Genomic DNA, 19,701 nt, shown 5'->3' on the forward strand with positions numbered 1-19,701 from the left:
TCTGTGTTCTCCGCGCCTCTGCGGTTCGTAAAAAAAAAGGGCGAACCCTAAAAGTTCGCCCGTAACATAGTATTATGCTGTTGCTAAATCCAAACTTAAATCTAAATCTTGGCTTCTTCTCTCACCAACTTATCCCAACCCAAATCTTTCAAATTATTATTCCGACGCAACGGACGAGTCACCAACTCTAACATGTCACGCGCATTCGTAAAGCCGTGAATTTGAGCAAAAGTGAACTCCACCGACCACTTAGTATTAATACCGCGTGCTTCCAACGGATTAGCGTGAGCCATACCAGTAATGACTAAGTCTGGTTTCAACTCATAAATTCGCTGAAGTTGATTGTAATTATCCGGCTTCTCTACAATCCTTGGCAGAGGTGAATTCATTTCCTGGCAAGTTTTCTCCAGCAATGCCAACTCAGCAGCTTGATAGCGCTTATCCATGTAGGGAATGCCGATTTCGTGAACTGTCATCCCACAACGGATTAAGAATCTGGCTTGGGAAACTTCCAGCAAGTTATCACCCATGAAGAATACAGACTTACCGCGAATCAGTTTCACGTAATCTTCCAAGCCTGCCCAAATTTGTGCTTCCCGTTCATCCAAACCCTTGGGAGTAATACCGAACACTGAGCAGATTTTCTCAATCCAAGCGCGGGTTCCATCGGGGCCAATTGGGAAGGGTGCGCCAATGAGTTTACACTTGCGGCGGCGCATTAAGGTGGTAGCTGTGCGGCTGAGGAAGGGGTTGACACCAGCGACATAATACCCTTCTTCCAATACTGGCAATTCTGTGAAGCGCTTCGCGGGTAGCCAGCCGGAAACTTTGATGCCTTGTTTTTTCAGTTCCAAGGTTAACTGAGTAACTACGGGGTCGGGAAGGGAGCCAAAGAGAACTAAGGGTGGATGATCTACGTACTCAGATTCATCTTGGGCGACATCTTCTTTCTTTTTACCGAAGTTGAGCAATTTTGCGATCGCATTACGTTCACTTTTTTCTGTTTCCGCCACCGGAGACTTATCAGGACAACGGTTAGCCATAGCAGCTAATACGGTGTCTTCTCCTTGGGTGAAGGCGTAATCTAGACCATTTGCCCGCGCTACAACGATGGGAATCCCGATTTCCGATTCCAGTTTCGGTGCCAAACCTTCCAAATCTGTTTTGATAATTTCGGTGGTGCAAGTGCCAATCCAGACAATTACACTAGGATTGCGATCGCGTTTAATCTGCAAGCACAACCGCTTTAACTCTTCATAATCACTCAGTTGTGCCGAAATATCGCCCTCTTCCAACTCTGCCATTGCATAGCGGGGTTCAGCAAAAATCATCACCCCCATCGCATTTTGCAGGAAGTAGCCACAAGTTTTTGTGCCAATCACCAAAAAGAAGCTATCTTCAATTTTTTGGTATAACCACGCCACGCAGCTAATTGGGCAAAAGGTATGGTAATTTCCAGTTTCACATTCAAAGCTTAAAGCTTCTGGTTGTTGAGCGACAGTCATTTTGGTTTTTTCTCCCCTTGATATTTAATGGCAGTTCAACCAATTTCAGATTTTAGATTGACGATTTTGGATTGGTGACTGGGACAACAAAAATATCCTATGCCTGACGACAATTTCCCTATATTCCTAATCCAAAACCCCAAATCTAAAACTTAAAATTGTGAGGAACGGCAATAATTAAGCGTTGGGGAAGAGACGGGCAATTTCTGATTCATCAAAAACGCCTGCTGGCAGTTCTTCCCCCAAAAAATCGTTACTTTCTTCAGCCTTTTGCAAAGCTGTTTCATCACCCCAGACATCTGATAACACGTCTTTAAACGCATTCTCATCTAGTGAACTATCTTCAAGTTCCTCGTCTTCATCCAGCTTTACTTCCATCGCAGCTGTTGAATCGAAGGCAATTTCCCCAAACTCATCTGCTTCTAAACTAGAGGTTTGGAGAGACTCATCTTTTGAGTTGTGTCCGTTGGTCAAGGAAATATCGCCAAAGCTATCTTCGGTTTCCTCCAACTCGCTGATCCCCAAACTTTCATCCTCAGAATCCACCATTGTGAACTCTTGAACTACCGCCACCGCCGCAAAGCCATTTGTATGAGAATGTGTCAATGTTTCATCTTCAGGCTTTTCGTCAATGACAGCTGCTGCTTCTTCTACGTAGCTCTCGACATCTGGGTTGACAACGAAGCGATTACCGAGAGCTAAATCTGGGTCAAAATGCAAATCCAGCACGTCAATTAGGGTATCGGCATCAGGATTAAGTTTGGCAAAGGGGAACATTAACTGCGCTAGCTTTGGCTCTAGGGCGTTAAGAACTCCCAGGATGAGGTAAGAAGGTGGTCGCTTCCCGCCATCAGGGGTGTAAACTGATTCCACTTCCATGTGCAGGGTAATCCAGTCTCGATTATTCTGGAAAAATTGCAACCACTTTTGCTTTATTGAATCCGTAAAGCTGTTAAAGAATGCCATGTTATTGTCCCCCATCCTGAGAACTTGGTGATTTATACAATCATCAAGTCTAGTTCCTCTTCTGAATTAGGAACCTGGGGTTTACCCGGATTTAGATAAAAATCGGACAACAAAGCGAACAACTCCCGATCTGGTGTGTCATTCGGTACAACACCTTCAGGACGCGCTAGAATTTGGTCGGCGATGTTGAGATAGTAGTCGCAAACGTAGTCTAGGGAAGGATCTTGCTCTGCCATCTCAAACAAAGTTTTCCCTTTCACACGGGAAACACGGATATCTTCAATTAAAGGTAAAACTTCCAAAACTGGCATTGGCACAGCTTCTATATATTTTTCAATCAAGTCGCGCTTGGAGGTGCGGTTGCCAATTAACCCAGCTAAACGCAGTGGGTGAGTTCGCGCTTTTTCGCGGACTGAAGCAGCAATCCGATTAGCCGCAAACAACGCATCAAAGCCGTTGTCTGTAACAATCAGGCAGTAATCTGCATAGTTGAGTGGCGCTGCAAAACCACCGCAAACTACGTCACCCAGAACGTCAAAAAGAATTATATCGTACTCATCAAAGGCGTTGAGTTCTTTAAGTAATTTTACGGTTTCGCCCACTACGTAGCCGCCACATCCAGCACCCGCAGGTGGGCCACCAGCTTCTACGCAATCAACACCGCCGTAGCCTTTATAAATCACATCCTCCGGCCAGACATCCTCGTAGTGATAATCCTTTTCTTGGAGGGTGTCGATAATTGTCGGAATCAAAAACCCAGTCAGGGTAAAGGTACTGTCATGTTTGGGGTCGCAACCAATTTGCAGCACTTTCTTGCCACGTTTAGCTAGGGCGACGGATATATTACAGCTAGTTGTGGATTTGCCGATACCACCTTTTCCGTAGACTGCTAGTTTCACTGTTGTTTCCCTCTTATAGCTTTTTGTCAAACTTGTGGCTCAAACATTTGCCTTCACCTTTCCTGAGATGGCGATGCGTGAGGTCTGTGAATTTCATTATTGGGCAAGTTACATAGAAAAGAAAGTGGCTCTTAATTTGTAAAACTGTCTTATCCGATGAATTAAAACTTAATTGTATGTATTTAGGGTTTTATCAATATAAAAGACTTTAATAGCTCTAAAAATAGCTAAAAAAAACTTTTTATTACTTACTTTTATAAAAAGAGTTACAAAATACAAAAAGCTATAATAGTCTTTTTTGAATGCTTTTCATGGAATTAGCTGATGTTTGTACAACGTGTTTTCAGGGCATTGAGGCACAGGGTTAAGGGTAAAGCGAGGTATATGCAGCCCTATGCTGAATAATACTATTGGAATTTGCGTTAGCGTGGCTCACCGTACCACTTCCCTGCGGGACGCTACGCGAACGTGGAAGCAAGCTACGCGTAGCGTCTGTCTGCGACACGCTGCGCGAACGTAGAGAAGGTATCGCAGATAAGTTGCCAGTTTTTAGTCGATAGTCACAACCATTTAATTGCTGCTTGAGAGTAAGTTAGTGTGATTTTGTAAAAAATTATTAATTTACCAGATATTGTCTAAGATTATTCAAATATTTCGGCTGCCACCAGACGGAGGCAGCCCACTTATTGACAAGACTAGGAGCGAGGCAAATCAGGACACCTCATTTTCAACTCCGTGGATTTCCTGTAATGTTTGCCAGCCAGCTTGCCACTGGGAGTTATCTTGTAATAATTTGGCATTTATCCAGAAACGGACTTTAGGATCACAAGCAGAAACCATTTCGGCGTAAACCCACTTAGCCTGATTTTTACGATTTACTACTTGGAAGTGCCGCCAGCCATCAACTTTTTGCTGTGCTGTCCACTTAGAACCAACTAGGTAAGGAAATTTTTGTTTTTTAGTCATTTGTCATTTGTCATTCGTCATTTGTCATTCGTCATTGGGAAAACACTTTCTTTATCTCTAGTCCCCAATCCCCAGTCCCCAGTCCCCAACTAAGATGCCACCAAATCACCGTTACGGGTAAACTTATGGCAATGCAACTCACTATCTTGCTGGACACATAGCGAAAACCATCTTATATGGCTCCAGCAGGTGTTGATGTTGTTGGTAATTTTGCGCTTTTTCTTGGAAAGGCGTTGTCTTACAACTTCATTAGGGCACAGAATTTCTAACGTACCCGTACCATCTTCGTAATTGACGATGCGAAATAGACAGTCTTGCAACATAGCCCGACTGCTGCTGTCGAAGAAGCGCTTAAACCGCTGTAGCTTTTCCCCTTCAGTCATTTGGCTGATGGGTTTTATTTTAAATAACTCTTCATCCTCAAAGTCAAAGTCATCATCTTCAAAGTCGTAGGGGTCAATCATTTTCAGCATCCACTAGGCGACCTGGAATTATGGTAACTCTGTGTGGGGACAGGGAAGGTTTATGTAGATGACTGTGCAACAACTGTTAGATATATCTCAGTGAGATTCTGTAAAGTACACCTGTTGTTGTTTATATAGCCTTTATACTGTAATTAAAGGTCTACTGACCACCTCTTTAGATGCCTATCAGCAGCTATGGCGTTTAATTTACCAAAAATTCCCAACTGGGTAAAAATAGTTATCAGTTTTCTAGCGTCTTTATCGCTTGCAGCTTTTAGTGGTGTTATTGGCAACCAAGCAGATAAAGTTTTTTCAGAAAAGCTATTGCCTTTAATTAACGAGCCACTACCTGTCAAACTATGGGTTTTGGCTTTAGTTCTATTAATTACTCTGTTGCCGCTTTCATTGACTGCAATACACTATCATAAAGCGCATCAAATCGCAATCAAGCTTAACGAACTGGATGAATCTTTGCTATTGCTTCTACCTAAGTTAGATGTAAATCCAAACATTCATGAATCACTCAAGCGGCTCTTAGAGCAATTTATCGAAAAAACACTCAACATCATGCCACTTCTAGATGGGTGTGGTATCGCCATTTATGCACCAGATCCTAGTGATCCAGACTTTTTAACTACTTGGTGTCAATCACAATCACCAAATGAATATGGAAATAAAGTACGTTTCTATATTGGTAAAGACCCTAATCCAAATCGAGGGTGTGCGGGTTGTACTTTCATTGACAAAAAACGACGGGTTGTACACTTATCACGCATAAATAATATGTGGCACGCGGATGATCCGCAATACGTTTTTAGCAAAGATAGAACTGGCCGTATTTTAGATTATGCAACATTGATTACTATACCAATAATCGGAGGTACGGATAGTTTAGGAGTTTTGTGTCTCTACAGTAGAGATGTGACAACTTTTGATTCTAAAGCCACCCAAGAGTTGTTATTTGTAATTGCTAATCGCCTAGCTGGAGTTATGCTAGTAGCGCGTAATTACCAAGTACAACATTCAATTACTAATTAAAACTATAATTTCAGCACATAGATAGATACTATCTAAGTTTAATTAGGTCTTGATCTTTGTTTTGCCGCCAAGGAGATGCCAAAAAACGCCAGAGCTTTGGCATGAGCTTATCTTTACTAGCTAATTCGAGGGTAACTGAACCATAATCTGTACCATATTTACGTTCAGCTTCCTGAAATTGGCTTAGGCTTTTCTTCCCGCGCATATAATCTTTGGATTCTCTCATTAACAGAGATTGGCGTTCTTCGGCTGTTAAACTTCTTATATGAATATCTTTCACCTTTTTCACCACTATTAAATAACGATAGATAATTTTACTGGTTTATATTTAGTTTTTATGCATTTTCTGACAGGAATCTTTTCATGACAGATCGTAGTATTATATATTCATTTTACTCAATTTATCAATAAAACTAGCTGCGACTCCCTAGAAACTCATTATATTCATTGTGCTAGCGCTCTGTTAACAGAAATTTACTGAATATCAGCAATAAGTTAATTTAAATTAAATTTCTGATGATTATGATGCTAGGATGCTCAGGGCGATCGCTTTAATGTGTCTTTAGCCTGGGAAATTTGTTTGTAGACGAACCAAAAGACGGTAGCAAAACCAGCAAGGGCGGTAATACTACTACTCTACAAAGACGTGAAGACCGATCCAGCTAAGAGCTTACCTTTTTTTACAATGTCTTTATGGGAGACTATTTGTCTCTCTGTGCCTTGTGCGCCTAGAGTGGTTTCTCTAAAAGCCTGCCTATATGCAACCTACTAATCCTAATCAATTTACAGAAAAAGCCTGGGAAGCGATCGCCCATACCCCGGATATTGTTAAACAATATCAACAACAGCAGATAGAAAGCGAACACCTGATGAAAGCGCTGCTAGAACAAGATGGTCTAGCAACAGGGATTCTCACTAAGGCGGGTGTTAACCTCCAAAAACTGCGCGATCGCACTGAACAATTTTTTAAACGTCAACCAAAAGTATCTGGTAGCAGCAGTTCTGTCTACTTGGGACGCAGCTTGGATACGCTTTTAGACCGAGCGGATGGGTATCGCAAGGAGTTTCAAGACGAATATATTTCAATTGAACACTTATTGCTGGCTTACGCTAAAGATGACCGCTTTGGCAAAGCTTTATTCCAAGAATTCGGTTTAGACGAAGGCAAGCTAAAAAATATTATTAAACAAATTCGTGGGAGCCAAAAAGTGACCGACCAAAATCCAGAAGGCAAATACGAAGCACTGGAAAAATACGGGCGTGACCTCACCGAAGCTGCACGTAAAGGTCAACTCGATCCAGTGATTGGACGGGATGATGAGATTCGTCGCACTGTCCAAATTCTCTCTCGCCGCACCAAAAATAACCCTGTGCTAATTGGTGAACCGGGTGTTGGTAAAACTGCGATCGCTGAAGGATTAGCACAACGCATTATTGCAGGTGATGTACCCCAATCCCTCAAAGACCGCAAGCTGATCTCTTTAGATATGGGTGCTTTGATTGCGGGGGCAAAATTCCGGGGTGAATTTGAAGAACGCCTGAAAGCAGTATTAAAAGAAGTTACTGAATCTGGCGGCAATATTGTTTTATTTATTGATGAAATTCACACCGTTGTCGGCGCTGGTGCAACCCAAGGCGCGATGGATGCTGGTAACTTGTTAAAACCGATGTTGGCGCGGGGCGAATTACGCTGTATTGGGGCGACAACTCTGGATGAATACCGCAAACATATCGAAAAAGATGCCGCACTAGAAAGACGCTTCCAGCAAGTTTATGTCGATCAGCCCAGTGTAGAAGATAGTATTTCGATTTTGCGCGGGTTGAGAGAACGTTATGAAAACCACCACGGGGTAAAGATTTCTGATAGTGCTTTAGTTGCAGCAGCCGTATTGTCGAGTCGTTATATTAGCGATCGCTTCCTCCCTGATAAAGCCATTGATTTGGTAGACGAAGCCGCCGCGAGATTAAAAATGGAGATAACCTCCAAACCAGAAGAACTCGACGAAATTGATCGCAAGATTCTGCAATTGGAAATGGAGAAGCTATCGCTGCAAAAAGAAAGCGATGCAGCTTCTCGTGAACGTCTAGAAAGACTCGAAAAAGAAATTGCTGATTTCAAAGAAGAACAAAGAACGCTGAATACTCAATGGCAATCTGAAAAAGATATCATTGACAAAATTCAGTCTGTTAAAAAAGAGATTGAACGAGTTAATTTAGAGATTCAGCAAGCAGAACGCGACTACGACCTTAACCGCGCTGCTGAGTTAAAATACGGCAATTTAACCAGTTTGCATCGTCAATTGGAAACAGTAGAATCTGAATTGGCAAGCACTCAAAAAAGCGGTAAATCATTATTACGCGAAGAAGTCACAGAAGCGGATATTGCCGAAATTATTTCTAAATGGACAGGAATTCCCATCAGCAAGTTGGTGGAATCTGAGAAAGATAAACTGCTGCATTTAGAAGATGAACTGCACCACCGCGTGATTGGACAAGAAGAAGCAGTCACAGCTGTAGCGGATGCAATTCAGCGATCGCGGGCTGGACTGGCTGATCCTAATCGTCCCATCGCTAGCTTTATTTTCCTTGGGCCGACAGGTGTCGGTAAAACCGAGTTGGCGAAAGCACTGGCGGCGTTTATGTTCGATAGTGAAGATGCGCTGGTGCGAATCGATATGTCTGAGTACATGGAGAAACACGCCGTCTCCCGCTTAATCGGTGCGCCTCCAGGATATGTGGGTTATGAAGAAGGCGGACAGCTTACAGAAGCGATTCGCCGCCGTCCTTACTCAGTGATTCTCTTCGACGAAATCGAGAAAGCACACCCCGATGTCTTCAATATCTTCTTGCAAATTCTCGATGATGGTCGCGTCACTGATGCCCAAGGTCATAAGGTGGACTTTAAGAACGCTATTATCATCATGACCAGCAACATCGGTTCGCAGTACATTCTTGATGTCGCTGGAGATAATGCCCACTACGACGAAATGCGCCGTCGGGTGATGGAGGCGATGCGAAATAGTTTCCGTCCAGAATTCCTGAACCGGATTGACGAAATCATCATCTTCCACGGTTTAGATAAGAAGGAATTGCGGCAAATTGTACTATTGCAAGTGGAGAGATTGCGCCAAAGATTGAGCGATCGCAAAATATCCCTGAAACTCTCGGATACTGCACTTGACTTTTTAGCAGAAGTAGGGTATGACCCAGTGTATGGGGCGCGTCCACTGAAGCGGGCGATTCAGCGAGAGTTGGAAACTCAAATTGCTAAATCCATCTTGCGCGGTGAATTCAACGACGGCGACACCATCTTTGTAGATGTCCAAAATGAGCGTCTTTCTTTTAGTCGCTTACCTGTCGAGGTATTTACTAGCTAATTGAAGATCATCTCACGCCAAGACGCCAAGTTAAGCAAAAGCCTCTTGGCGTTTTTTTGTGAAACATTCCTGGGGTAGTAAGTAGAGTCGTTGGCATAAGGCAGGAGGAAAGAGAGTTTGAGCCTTGTTTACATTTATCTAGAAAGGCAGAGAGCAGAAAACAGTATTCCTTCTGCCTCCTGCCTTTTGCCCTCTGCCTTCTTCAATTACACAGTTTGGTTTTATTGTGCCGACTTACTTAATTACTTAATTACGAATTACGAATTACCTTAACCCTTACAAATAACTTGTCGCATTTTACGCATATTTGCAGGCAATTCTAAATTCATTGCTTGTTGAATGAAAATTGATGGAATTGGAATCAAAGGGGTAGCTTGGACAGTGTAAGCAAGTATCGTGCCATTACCACAATCTTTGAGTTCTAAATTGGCGTTAAAGTCCTCAAAAGTCCCTTTTTCCATGCGAAATTGAATTTGCTGCCCCAGCACTTCTACAACGTTGAGGTAAATTTCCACTTGAGCTGTGAAAAAGAAGAAGGCTTTTTGTGCTGCTTGATACAGACGTTTGACTTCACCTTTATGTAATACCTCGCTCTGGGTGATATCGGGAAAATATTGTACCCACCGAGGATAATCAGTTAATTGCTGCCAAACGTGCGATCGCACCATCGGCAAATACATCCAGGCAGTCACCGCACCACCACACATCTTGTGCGATCGCGTTTCTACAAAAATTTCACCCTGTACCAGCAACTTTTGCTTGTCTTGATTCCAAGCCATATCTGAACCTGCAATAATTGAGTCTGATATATAAGACGCAGACATAATGATTTAAGTTACTCCTCAACTCATCCACCTAAATGGAGTTGAAATTACAAGCCATAAAACTTGATTTAAATCCAACCCATTAAATTTAGTTCCAGTCTAATCCTTATTTTTTCCGGAAACGGTGATTTTTTGCTAATTATTTCAGTCACTTTACTGTAAAAACTGTATTTCTTCTCACAATTCACACAATTAGTACTTAAGTGAGTTTTATCAAAGTAATACTTGTAGATGAAAAACTGCATTATTAACAGCTAGAATGTCACAAACACGAACTAATATCAAGCACCTTACCCCAACTTTTGGATAGCATATCTCAATTTTTACGTATTATTTCTGTTGAAACTGCAACTTCATCGTAACTTCATATCTAAATTATCAATATCAAATGTAATCTCTGTTGAGTTGAGAGGAAAAGTAAGTGAGTCAATCTTCTTTAAATCGTAGATTAATCCAGATTTTTGGTATCCTTCTCGGCGTTAGCGTCGCCGTCTGGGTACTGAGAGGCTTTGGTATTCTCACCTTTATTCCAGGTGGAATAATTTGGCTATTGCTACTTGGGGCGATCGCAATTGGGATTATCAGTTACGCCCAAAGGACATGGTGGCGTTTTTAACAAGAGAGGACTGCCAAAAGTATTTAATATTGAAGCAATGCCAACAATTTACTAGGGGAAAGGAACATGGCAAAGTATCTATGTACTGTTTGCGGCTATGAATATGACCCAGAAGTAGGCGATCCAGATAGTGAGATAGCACCGGGAACAATGTTTGAAGATATACCAGATGATTGGTCATGCCCCGTTTGCGGTGCCACAAAAGAGGAATTTGAACTAGTTGAAGAGTGAAGATAACGGCTAGCCTAGTAAAGTACGTGCTATTGAGAAATTTTAGAACTTGCTACCGTTACAAATTGTAGTTATTGGGGGTGGGGCTGCGGGATTTTTTGGCGCGATCGCTTGTGCTAAAGCTAATCCTGAAGCCGAAGTTACTTTACTCGAAGCCAGTCGCCAACCTCTAGCGAAAGTGCTAATTTCTGGTGGCGGACGCTGCAACGTAACTCACGCTTGCTTTGATCCGGAGGAATTAGTGCAAAATTACCCCAGAGGTGCAAAAGCTTTGCGGGGTGCTTTGACTCGGTTTGGGCCTCAAGATACAGTAGCTTGGTTTGCTGCTAGTGGAGTCTATCTAAAAACGGAAGCTGATAACCGGATGTTTCCTGTCACCAATACTTCAGAAACCATTGTGGAATGTCTGATTAAATCGGTGGCGAAAGCTGGTATAAAACTCCGTATCGGTACACATGTAACTTCGGTGAAACGAACCGCAGCAGATGGGGGTTTTGATATTCTTCTGAAATCGGGAGAGACGATTAAATGCGATCGCCTACTTTTGGCAACCGGCAGTAGCCTTGCGGGTTATAAAATTGTCCGAGAATTAGGTCATCAAATTGAACCGCCAGTACCCTCGTTATTTACCTTCAATATTGTCGATCAAAAATTGAGGGATTTAGCTGGAGTTAGCGTTAACCCTGCCCAATTGCGGTTATCTGCGGGCGGAAAATCCAAATTACAACAAACTGGGCCATTGCTAATTACCCACTGGGGTTTGAGTGGCCCCGCTGTTTTGAAACTTTCTGCTTGGGGTGCAAGAGTCCTGCACGAAAGCCGCTATCAAGCCACATTATTGATTAATTGGCTACCTGATTTGCAACAAGAACAAGTGCGAGAAAAAGTTTTAGCAGTTAAGGATGAATGGGGAAAGAAAGCGATCGCATTGCATCGCGGCGTTGAGTTACCCCATCGTCTCTGGCAATATATCATTGCCCGTGCAGGCATTACTACAGAAGACCGTTGGGCAGAAATATCTAGTAAAACCTTAAATCAACTGGTGCAAGAACTTACTCAGGGACAATACTTAATCAATGGCAAAGGAGCTTTTAAAGAAGAATTTGTTACCTGTGGCGGCGTCAACCTTAAAGAAGTCAACTTCAAGACAATGGAAAGTAGATTAGTTCCTGGTCTTTATTTTGCCGGAGAAATCTTAGATATTGATGGCGTCACCGGCGGGTTTAACTTCCAAAGTGCTTGGACAACCGGTTATTTAGCAGGAATAGCAATGGCGACTAGCGACTAGTACCGCAAGGCGGAATTAAAAATTAAAAATTAAAAATTAAAAATGAAGACAGCGTAAGGGTTTTGTTGATTGGGAATGGGTGGTTTATTTCCGCCGTGCTGTACTAGTAGTCTGTCAATAAATAATTGATGGATAAATTCCTTGTAGAGACGGCGATTTATCGCGTCTCTCTAACCTGAGCGCCGACTTTCAGCGCTCAGACTTTTCAGCGTGTTAACCTCAATCCATTTACAAAATATCTACGAAGAAGCGATCGCTACTTAACTATATTTACTTATAAAAATTCATACTAATCCTTTCGCATTTCCCACCTTGCCACTCCACATTCACACCAGCCACCCTAGAGAAGGCAAATTTTTCCGGGTGTATTACTTTTTTCATGAAAAATATATGATTACTGATAAAAATACTGCGTCTGAAATTACGTTACACGCTAGCCAGTATATGCTGCATGGTTTTCCAGTACTTGGTATTCCTGATGAGGATCGTGCTGTTAAATACTTCAGTCTCAATCCATTTCTGCCAAATGCCCAGAATCGTTGTCCAATTGAATGTGCCTATTGTGTCTGTCATCAAGACCGTGAATGGCATCATTATCCACAAAACTTTCAGGATGTCTCATCTCCGGTTGACCTGCTTGATATTTTGCTAGACTGCATTTTTGCTACAGAGGAAGGACAAAAAGGTTTTCCGATTTCACTATGCGACTACTCTGATCCCTTTATTCCAGCCCATCGAGAACGTGTACTCTCAATTCTGGATGCACTGATTGACCGCAAAGCCGCCAACATAGTCTACATCACCACCAAAGTCCATCCTGGTCAATCTTTTCTAGAGCGCCTCAAAACAACTCTAGAGCGACCTAATTCACTTCGAGTCACTGTCTTTGTCAGTCTACCACCCTTGAAACCAGGCTATGAGCAAGCCTCTATTCAGAGTCGGGTACAGTTGCTACAAGATTTAGTAAAACTTGGCATTCCGTGTTGTTGGTATCTGCGTCCACTAGTTGAAGAGTGGTTTGATGAAGCTTTAATGTGGCAATTAGCACGCACACTATTACCCCATGTTTCCCGCCACGTTATTCTGTCTGGGCTTGTCATGTCTGAGGAGATTGAAGCGAGTCTGTTAAAACAGAAGTTAATCGTTCCAGAATGGGATTGTACACAACCAGGACGTAAGCAATACTTGTCATTGGAGTTCGAGTCAAAACTGCGCTCAATTCTCAGCACAGTTGCTAGTGAACAAAGTATTTCTCTAGGCCCAGTGATGGGACATCGGCTGTGCGGTACTAACGGCAATCATGCCTATGGCTGCTTGATTTGCGCCAAACAAAACCGTTATTGCCAACTTTTTCAACTTCATCACTATGGTGAAACGATCGCAGCCGAAGATAATCAACGCCTCAAGACACTACTGATAGGCTCATCTTTACAACCAGAGCCATCAAAAGAAGAATGTCGGTAAAGTATTCCAACCTGAAGCGAAGTTAGGAAAAATCTGATTAGCTTACTGCTACGCACCTACAAAATTATTGTATTGGAACATAAAGAGGGAAAATTATTTTGCCATCGTAGATCAATTTTGAACACACCCAACAATGAAATTCAGCGAAATCCTCCGTCAATTTGGTGACGCGGCCACCAATAATAGCCTGACTAGCAACCCAGACCAAGACCCAGAAATTACAGGGGTAGCAGCCATTGATGAAGCTAGCATCGGTACTCTCTGTTACGTAGAAGGTGCAAAATTTAAATCTTTTGTCGGCAATACCAATGCTAGTGCTTTAATTTTGCCCCAAGATGAAAAATTACAGGCGCTTGCACAAGAGAGGGGTATTGTTTGGCTAGCAACCCCAGATCCGCGATTATTGTTTGCCAAAGCGATCGCACTTTTTTACCAACCATATCGCCCTACCCCAGAAATTCATCCCACGGCTGTGATTCACTCCACCGCAAAAGTTGGTAGTGATGTTTATATTGGCCCCCATGCTGTGATTCAACAAGGGGTAGAAATTGGCAATGGCGCAATCATTCATCCCAATGTAGTGATTTATCCAGATGTCAAAATAGGCGATCGCACCACCTTACACGCCAACTGTACCATCCACGAACGCACCCGCATCGGTGCAGATTGCGTCATTCACAGTGGTGCTGTCATTGGTGCAGAAGGCTTTGGTTTTGTTCCTACCCGTGCTGGTTGGTTCAAAATGGAACAATCAGGCTGTACAGTCTTAGAAGATGGCGTGGAAGTTGGCTGTAACACTGGCATTGACCGCCCAGCAGTCGGAGAAACACGAGTAGGACGCAATACAGTGATTGATAACTTAGTCCAAATAGGTCACGGTTGCCAAATTGGTTCTGGCTGTGCGATCGCAGGTCAAGTTGGCATGGCGGGAGGGGTTAAACTAGGAAATCGCGTTATTTTGGCTGGACAAACAGGAATAGTCAATCAAGTGAAGATGGGAGATGGGTCGATGACATCTGCTCAAACTGGAATTCACAACGATGTTGCACCAGGAGAAATTGTCTGCGGAACTCCAGCCCTTCCTTACAAACTATATCTCAAGGTATCTGCTGTTTATGGTCGCCTGCCAGATATGTATCAATCGCTAAAACAGTTGCAACGTAAATTCAAAAATAGCAATGATTAAGCTACTGCTGTAATGGATTTAAATCCCTGACTTTTTAATAAGTTGGATATCTGGGTAGCAACTTTATCAAGACTTACGCAAACAATAACCGAAAAGAATGATTTTCAGGTAGGGGCAATTCGTGAATTGCTCCTACAGCATATAGTTTTGCGTAAGTCCTATTTATAAGAATGTTTGTTGAAAACCCCAAATTCAAATTTGGGGGACGGCAGTTGCGATGAGTCGAGAAAGCCGCCCTAACCATTTCATAAAATCTTACTTTTTTCTTGACTACATCTTCATCAAACTCAAATTTGACAGAAATTTTTACAGTTGGTTCAGCATTTTATGCGTCTGGGGTATTACACGCACATGCCTGACAAAGCCCTTCATCAAAGCTTGCCACGTCAAAACTTGATCGCTCGAAGGCACAAGCATAGGTATTGGGGAAAATTGTTCAGATACTGCCAAAGGCGTAACAGGTTGTAAAAATACTGAGATATCTGGACTAACCTCTGCCACCAAGGAAGCTGAACGTTCTAACTCGGCGGGATCTGTGTTTTGAGACACAATTATCTTGACAAAAACATTTAAATATGAGTCATAACATAACTGGAGAAATTTACTATGTTCTTGCCAATGACTTTCGCCGCTAACACTGGGCAATTTGAAATCCATACCTACAGAGTCTAAGTAGGGGAGAATCATTGCTAGTTGTTCTGGGCGATGTCCGCCAGTTTCTAAGTATATAGGTAGACCAGTTATGGCTCGCACTTGAGGTAGAAACTGCGTTAGAAATGAGGCATGAAGAAGTGGTTCGCCTCCAGTTAAGCTAATGCTATCGTGTAGACAAGGTAGATTTTGCTGTTCCACCCATTCGATTAAGATGGGTAATGGGACAGGGTTAGAGTGGATTTCAAAGTCGCGCAATCCAGGCGATCGCTCTATCCGACAAGTTGCAGGTGCATTCCAAGTGTGGGCACTATCACAAAAGTGACAGCGCAAATCACACAAAGCAAAACGAATAAATATCTGACGCGTCCCTACATTCAGTCCTTCCCCTTGAATGGCAGAAAAGACCTCAACCAGGCGTGCGGTAGGTGTAACCGTATTTTTAGCAATCATTTGATGAGAGCAACGCGATCGCGCTGCGTCGGCACAACAGCAAGGATGTTTTTTGGCTTCTTGTTCTATTGTGAATCGTCGCTAGCGATCTCCAATCTCAGCCCCGGTAAATAACAATTAGTCCTTACTACTACTGATTCCAATATTAGGTTAGGTAATTTTGTAGGACAAAATAATGTTTGGCAGATTACATTATACATGGCAACGAAAGTGCAAAGCTTCATGACTAGCCAACCGACAGAGGTCGATTTTCCAGTTAATTCCCTAAACGACACGGCTATAGTGCAGGTGCCCGCGCGGTTGAGCGTGCTGGAGGCTTTAGGGTTTAAGCAAACCTGCCAAGGCTTAATCCAGCCCAATTCATATCCCAAGCAAATCATTATTGATTTTCACCAAACTACTTTTATGGATAGTAGTGGTTTAGGTGCCCTGGTCAGTAATTTTAAATACGCCCAGACCAAAGGGATTACATTAACACTGCGGAATGTGACACCTCAAGTAATGGCAGTCCTAAAACTTACCGGATTGGATCAGGTTTTTCCCTTAGAGCTTGTGGGCGATGAGTCGTTAATCAAACAAGAAGACTTAGCAGATAACCGGAAAACAACTTCCCGTAAAGTAGAGCAGTTACCCACTACTCACCCTTCTGTGGCATCTTGGATGAAACGGTTATTAGACATTGTGGGGTCTGTGGTCGGTTTATTAATTACAGGAGTTTTGTTTATTCCGATTGCGATCGCTATTCAAATTAATGATCCCGGCCCAATTTTCTTTAGTCAAACCCGCTGTGGTTGGATGGGTAAGCGGTTTCAGATTTGGAAATTCCGCTCCATGTGTGTGGATGCAGAAGCGAAGAAATCCCAAGTCAAAAACCAAGTGCAAGGTGCTTTTTTCAAGAATGATAATGATCCGAGAATTACCAAAGTAGGGCGTTTTTTACGGCGAACTAGTCTTGATGAACTGCCACAATTTTGGAACGTCCTCAAAGGACAAATGAGTTTAGTAGGTACTCGACCACCTACACCTGATGAAGTAGAACGCTACGAAGTACCAGAGTGGCAACGTTTAGATGTTAAACCTGGTATGACTGGGGAATGGCAGGTAAATGGACGTTCTACAGTCCGTAGTTTTGAAGATGTAATTCGCCTAGATTTGCAGTATCAAAAAAATTGGAGTTTGGTGTACGATTTAAAGCTAATTTTCAAAACTATAGCTATTCTGTTTAATAGAAACAGTGGTGCTGTTTAGCTAATTACCCTTATTCACAATTTTTTGCTAACTCTCAACTCTCACAATAATTGTTAGATACACCCAAGCCTATATTTAGGCTTGGGTAAATTTTAGGTTTACCTACAGCACCAGGTAAGTATTAGCCAATTTTGGATTTTGGATTGTGAATCATTCAATCCAAAATCTAAAATATGGTAATTCTCTGCGTCAGATTATCCTACTGCCTTCTGAACACCAAGTACTTCAACCGGTTGCACATCTGGCAATAAACGCTTCATGCCTTGCTTAACAAACCCCTGCAAAAAACCAATCTGCTGATTTTGCTGAAATACCTTTTGCAATGTTTGCCGTAAATTCTCCAAATTCAAACCAGTTCCAGAATCTATTGCTATTTCCTGGTGTTGGAAATACTCAACTAGGCTTAACCCTGCTACTCTGGTCAGATAAGCTGCACTTACGCCCTGGACTACGCCACCAGCAACAAAGGTAACGGCATTACTTTTAAGAACAGTACTAATAGCCTTTGTAGAAAGTTCAACTAAACCCAGTTTCAGCATTAAACTTCCCATTGCTCTAGCTACGGTTTGTGCTTGTTCAAGGGAAAATTTCTGCTGATAGATATTACCCAAATCCATTACCATTTGAGCATTAATTGCCGCAGTCGCCAGAATATCAAGGGCTGGGACTGGGTTAGCAAAGGCAGCAGCAGCAGCTATCCATTGATATTGTTCAATAATTGGAGTGGCGCGATCGCGTCTGGTTCCATTCAGCCAGTTTTTCGCCTCAGCTTTCAACAACCCAGCTTTTCTCATGGTAGTAACCCAAACCAGGCGTTGTCCTTGCTGTACCAAAGCTTCACCCAACTGCTGCGTCAACTGCTGGATATCTGCTGCTGGTTGTTCCATCCACTCTTGCACAGAACCATCAGCCTCATGCTTTCGGACTTTGATGGCAATGGGAGAGGCCGCGGTTGCAACTACATTTCCCTGCATCCGCTGTTTTAATGACAGCAAGATGTTGGCGCTTTCATCGGTTAAATACTGATCTTGCTTGTTGAAAACCAGGATTGTGGATTGATTTGCTGCTTTTAGCTGCTGTAAGGTTTGAAATTCTGAATCTGTCAAATCACCGTTTGTCAGGAATAAAACAAAATCTGATTTTGCTACTTCTGCCAAAATAGCCGCATCTGAATTTTCACCGACTTCTCTAAATAAAGGTGCTGTCTCTTCTAAAGACACAAAATTTTGTGTTTCTAGATTTTGCTTTAGCACGTGAATTAAAGTGCTTTTACCCACGGATTTCCCGCCAGTCACAGCCACTTTAATTTTTTGCCTGTCTAATTCCAACAACAATTGGGCAACTTGTTCTCGCAGTGTTTGTAAGGCCGGATGGTTTTCTGATTCTTGTGCCAGTTGGTTAATTACAGTCTCAGTCTTAGCGATCGCACTTTCCACAGTCGTCCGATCCACCACCATACCATCTAGCTGCTCTAAACTGTGTTTCGGGCGATTTTTTTGGAATAACCACAAACCACCGCCTACAGCTAAGGCACTTAATAAACCAAACTCACCCACCTGCACTATAGAATCGTGCCAACTGTCCAACATCCACAGAGAAAAGGACAATCCCAATCCTCCCACTAAAATTGGTCGCTGCAACTTCACAACCATGATTCTCCGCGCCTTTTAGATGGCTATTTCTTCCAGAATAGATCAAAAACCTGCTTTTTCAAGTTCAACAGCCGAACAGACACAACTTTCTTGACTTAGAGATTTTGCTGAAATTAACTCCCAAGCATTCCTATATTGTGCAGAACGCGGTTTACGCTGTCTTTTCTCAGCTTCAACAAGGTGTATTTCGCTACCGTAGCCAATGAATATGTCTATTGGGAAGATATAAAACAGGTCAAGATTTTCTATATAAACTAAAGCAAAATTAAAGTCTGCTGGAGTATACGCTTCTCGAAGCATTTGTCGCCGATTGGTTTTAGTGCGGCGATTATCTACAACATAATTGCCAGAAGGTTCATCAAACCAAGCAGATTTGACTTGAATTTTAACTAGAGTTCCCTCAAGATCAAATACTAAATCATAAGGTAGTCTATCACCAACAGGTTTCAAAACTCCCCAACCACGCTTTAAGGCATGAATAACAGCAGCTTGTTCAGCTATGTCTCCTCTAAGCTTTGTGTCCATCTGCAAAATAAAAATAATTAAATAAAATAAAACCCCAGAATCACTTAAGATTCCGGGGTTTTACTTTAATTTGGTGGCGGGAAGTGGATTTGAACCACTGACCTTCGGGTTATGCTTACCAACTACAACTTTCGTTGCCCAGATGTACTGGTTTGTGGTCTGGACTGTCCCTTCACCCTCGTCATTATCGTTAGGGTGTCTGCCTTCCAGTCTCTACACCTTCTCCATTTCTGGAGCTTGGTTCGGGATTACCGCGCTATTGGCTTCCCCGAGTTTGACAGATAAACGCACATAAGTTTCTTTATGTGCCGCCCATAGCAATATTAACTAATAAGCGTCTAGTTAACT

18 protein-coding genes are annotated in these 19,701 nt (G+C 42.5%); 8 read left to right on the forward strand and 10 right to left on the reverse strand.

From position 1 onward, the window contains the following. Positions 1 to 101: 101 nt before the first annotated feature. From ABF638_RS06090 to ABF638_RS06110, 5 genes are all read right to left on the reverse strand, one after another. Positions 102 to 1,505, reverse strand: coding sequence for a ferredoxin:protochlorophyllide reductase (ATP-dependent) subunit N (locus tag ABF638_RS06090; RefSeq protein ID WP_069070721.1), 1,404 nt, complete (start codon positions 1,503 to 1,505; stop codon positions 102 to 104). 177 nt (positions 1,506 to 1,682) lie between these two features. Beyond that, positions 1,683 to 2,471 (reverse strand): DUF5331 domain-containing protein, encoded by a 789-nt coding sequence (locus tag ABF638_RS06095; protein WP_435021143.1) that lies wholly within the window; start codon positions 2,469 to 2,471, stop codon positions 1,683 to 1,685. Positions 2,472 to 2,503: 32 nt separating this feature from the next. Then, positions 2,504 to 3,370 (reverse strand): ferredoxin:protochlorophyllide reductase (ATP-dependent) iron-sulfur ATP-binding protein, encoded by an 867-nt coding sequence (bchL, locus tag ABF638_RS06100; protein ID WP_435021145.1) that lies wholly within the window; start codon positions 3,368 to 3,370, stop codon positions 2,504 to 2,506. Between the two features lie 711 nt (positions 3,371 to 4,081). Beyond that, positions 4,082 to 4,336, reverse strand: coding sequence for a TIGR02450 family Trp-rich protein (locus ABF638_RS06105; RefSeq protein ID WP_181928692.1), 255 nt, complete (start codon positions 4,334 to 4,336; stop codon positions 4,082 to 4,084). A gap of 89 nt (positions 4,337 to 4,425) precedes the next feature. Then, entirely contained in the window at positions 4,426 to 4,800 is a 375-nt protein-coding gene (locus tag ABF638_RS06110) for a hypothetical protein (RefSeq protein ID WP_435021147.1), read from the reverse strand. 195 nt (positions 4,801 to 4,995) lie between these two features. Here ABF638_RS06110 and ABF638_RS06115 point away from each other — a divergent pair, with 195 nt between their 5' ends. Continuing rightward, complete coding sequence (locus tag ABF638_RS06115; RefSeq protein ID WP_435021149.1) at positions 4,996 to 5,838, forward strand: hypothetical protein; 843 nt, start codon at positions 4,996 to 4,998, stop codon at positions 5,836 to 5,838. Positions 5,839 to 5,866: 28 nt separating this feature from the next. Here ABF638_RS06115 and ABF638_RS06120 read toward each other — a convergent pair whose 3' ends face one another. Then, complete coding sequence (locus ABF638_RS06120) at positions 5,867 to 6,118, reverse strand: hypothetical protein (RefSeq protein WP_435021151.1); 252 nt, start codon at positions 6,116 to 6,118, stop codon at positions 5,867 to 5,869. A gap of 478 nt (positions 6,119 to 6,596) precedes the next feature. Between ABF638_RS06120 and clpB the strand changes: the two genes are divergently transcribed. Beyond that, entirely contained in the window at positions 6,597 to 9,215 is a 2,619-nt protein-coding gene (clpB, locus tag ABF638_RS06125) for an ATP-dependent chaperone ClpB (protein WP_069070728.1), read from the forward strand. Between the two features lie 269 nt (positions 9,216 to 9,484). Here clpB and ABF638_RS06130 read toward each other — a convergent pair whose 3' ends face one another. Further along, a complete protein-coding gene (locus tag ABF638_RS06130; protein ID WP_181928686.1) occupies positions 9,485 to 10,039 on the reverse strand; it encodes an SRPBCC family protein in 555 nt (184 codons plus the stop codon). Positions 10,040 to 10,460: 421 nt separating this feature from the next. Here ABF638_RS06130 and ABF638_RS06135 point away from each other — a divergent pair, with 421 nt between their 5' ends. The 5 genes from ABF638_RS06135 (at position 10,461) to lpxD (ending at position 14,824) form a co-directional block, all read left to right on the forward strand. Beyond that, positions 10,461 to 10,655 (forward strand): hypothetical protein, encoded by a 195-nt coding sequence (locus ABF638_RS06135; RefSeq protein ID WP_069070730.1) that lies wholly within the window; start codon positions 10,461 to 10,463, stop codon positions 10,653 to 10,655. A 66-nt stretch (positions 10,656 to 10,721) separates the two neighbouring features. Continuing rightward, positions 10,722 to 10,886 (forward strand): rubredoxin, encoded by a 165-nt coding sequence (rd, locus tag ABF638_RS06140; RefSeq protein ID WP_069070731.1) that lies wholly within the window; start codon positions 10,722 to 10,724, stop codon positions 10,884 to 10,886. Between the two features lie 49 nt (positions 10,887 to 10,935). After that, positions 10,936 to 12,174, forward strand: coding sequence for an NAD(P)/FAD-dependent oxidoreductase (locus ABF638_RS06145; protein ID WP_435021154.1), 1,239 nt, complete (start codon positions 10,936 to 10,938; stop codon positions 12,172 to 12,174). 390 nt (positions 12,175 to 12,564) lie between these two features. Beyond that, positions 12,565 to 13,638 carry a hypothetical protein gene (locus ABF638_RS06150; RefSeq protein WP_435021156.1) on the forward strand — a complete coding sequence of 358 codons (1,074 nt, stop codon included), beginning with the start codon at positions 12,565 to 12,567 and terminating at the stop codon, positions 13,636 to 13,638. A 133-nt stretch (positions 13,639 to 13,771) separates the two neighbouring features. Continuing rightward, the gene (gene lpxD / locus ABF638_RS06155) at positions 13,772 to 14,824 is read left to right on the forward strand and encodes a UDP-3-O-(3-hydroxymyristoyl)glucosamine N-acyltransferase (protein WP_435021158.1); all 1,053 of its coding nucleotides are present in this window, start codon (positions 13,772 to 13,774) and stop codon (positions 14,822 to 14,824) included. A 306-nt stretch (positions 14,825 to 15,130) separates the two neighbouring features. On the opposite strand, the gene ABF638_RS06160 is transcribed toward lpxD, so the two are convergent. After that, a complete protein-coding gene (locus tag ABF638_RS06160) occupies positions 15,131 to 15,928 on the reverse strand; it encodes a 7-carboxy-7-deazaguanine synthase QueE (protein WP_435021160.1) in 798 nt (265 codons plus the stop codon). A 198-nt stretch (positions 15,929 to 16,126) separates the two neighbouring features. Here ABF638_RS06160 and ABF638_RS06165 point away from each other — a divergent pair, with 198 nt between their 5' ends. Next, a complete protein-coding gene (locus tag ABF638_RS06165; RefSeq protein ID WP_435021162.1) occupies positions 16,127 to 17,176 on the forward strand; it encodes a sugar transferase in 1,050 nt (349 codons plus the stop codon). Positions 17,177 to 17,370: 194 nt separating this feature from the next. On the opposite strand, the gene ABF638_RS06170 is transcribed toward ABF638_RS06165, so the two are convergent. Together ABF638_RS06170 and ABF638_RS06175 are read right to left on the reverse strand one after the other, a co-directional pair. Beyond that, a complete protein-coding gene (locus ABF638_RS06170; RefSeq protein ID WP_435021164.1) occupies positions 17,371 to 18,828 on the reverse strand; it encodes a YcjF family protein in 1,458 nt (485 codons plus the stop codon). 42 nt (positions 18,829 to 18,870) lie between these two features. Continuing rightward, a complete protein-coding gene (locus ABF638_RS06175; RefSeq protein WP_435021166.1) occupies positions 18,871 to 19,353 on the reverse strand; it encodes a group I intron-associated PD-(D/E)XK endonuclease in 483 nt (160 codons plus the stop codon). Between the last annotated feature and the right edge of the window lie 348 nt (positions 19,354 to 19,701).

It is taken from the genome of Nostoc sp. CALU 1950, assembly GCF_051172895.1.
GTDB classification, from domain to species: domain Bacteria; phylum Cyanobacteriota; class Cyanobacteriia; order Cyanobacteriales; family Nostocaceae; genus Nostoc; species Nostoc edaphicum_A.

Excerpts from the sequence above, each read along its gene's own strand:
- ABF638_RS06090 (WP_069070721.1), bottom strand. The coding sequence starts at position 1,505 with ATGACTGTCGCTCAACAACCAGAAGCTTTAAGCTTTGAATGTGAAACT.
- ABF638_RS06095 (WP_435021143.1), bottom strand. The coding sequence starts at position 2,471 with ATGGCATTCTTTAACAGCTTTACGGATTCAATAAAGCAAAAGTGGTTG.
- ABF638_RS06105 (WP_181928692.1), bottom strand. The coding sequence starts at position 4,336 with ATGACTAAAAAACAAAAATTTCCTTACCTAGTTGGTTCTAAGTGGACA.
- ABF638_RS06110 (WP_435021147.1), bottom strand. The coding sequence starts at position 4,800 with ATGATTGACCCCTACGACTTTGAAGATGATGACTTTGACTTTGAGGAT.
- ABF638_RS06115 (WP_435021149.1), top strand. The coding sequence starts at position 4,996 with ATGGCGTTTAATTTACCAAAAATTCCCAACTGGGTAAAAATAGTTATC.
- clpB (WP_069070728.1), top strand. The coding sequence starts at position 6,597 with ATGCAACCTACTAATCCTAATCAATTTACAGAAAAAGCCTGGGAAGCG.
- ABF638_RS06130 (WP_181928686.1), bottom strand. The coding sequence starts at position 10,039 with ATGTCTGCGTCTTATATATCAGACTCAATTATTGCAGGTTCAGATATG.
- rd (WP_069070731.1), top strand. The coding sequence starts at position 10,722 with ATGGCAAAGTATCTATGTACTGTTTGCGGCTATGAATATGACCCAGAA.
- ABF638_RS06150 (WP_435021156.1), top strand. The coding sequence starts at position 12,565 with ATGATTACTGATAAAAATACTGCGTCTGAAATTACGTTACACGCTAGC.
- lpxD (WP_435021158.1), top strand. The coding sequence starts at position 13,772 with ATGAAATTCAGCGAAATCCTCCGTCAATTTGGTGACGCGGCCACCAAT.
- ABF638_RS06160 (WP_435021160.1), bottom strand. The coding sequence starts at position 15,928 with ATGATTGCTAAAAATACGGTTACACCTACCGCACGCCTGGTTGAGGTC.
- ABF638_RS06165 (WP_435021162.1), top strand. The coding sequence starts at position 16,127 with ATGGCAACGAAAGTGCAAAGCTTCATGACTAGCCAACCGACAGAGGTC.
- ABF638_RS06170 (WP_435021164.1), bottom strand. The coding sequence starts at position 18,828 with ATGGTTGTGAAGTTGCAGCGACCAATTTTAGTGGGAGGATTGGGATTG.
- ABF638_RS06175 (WP_435021166.1), bottom strand. The coding sequence starts at position 19,353 with ATGGACACAAAGCTTAGAGGAGACATAGCTGAACAAGCTGCTGTTATT.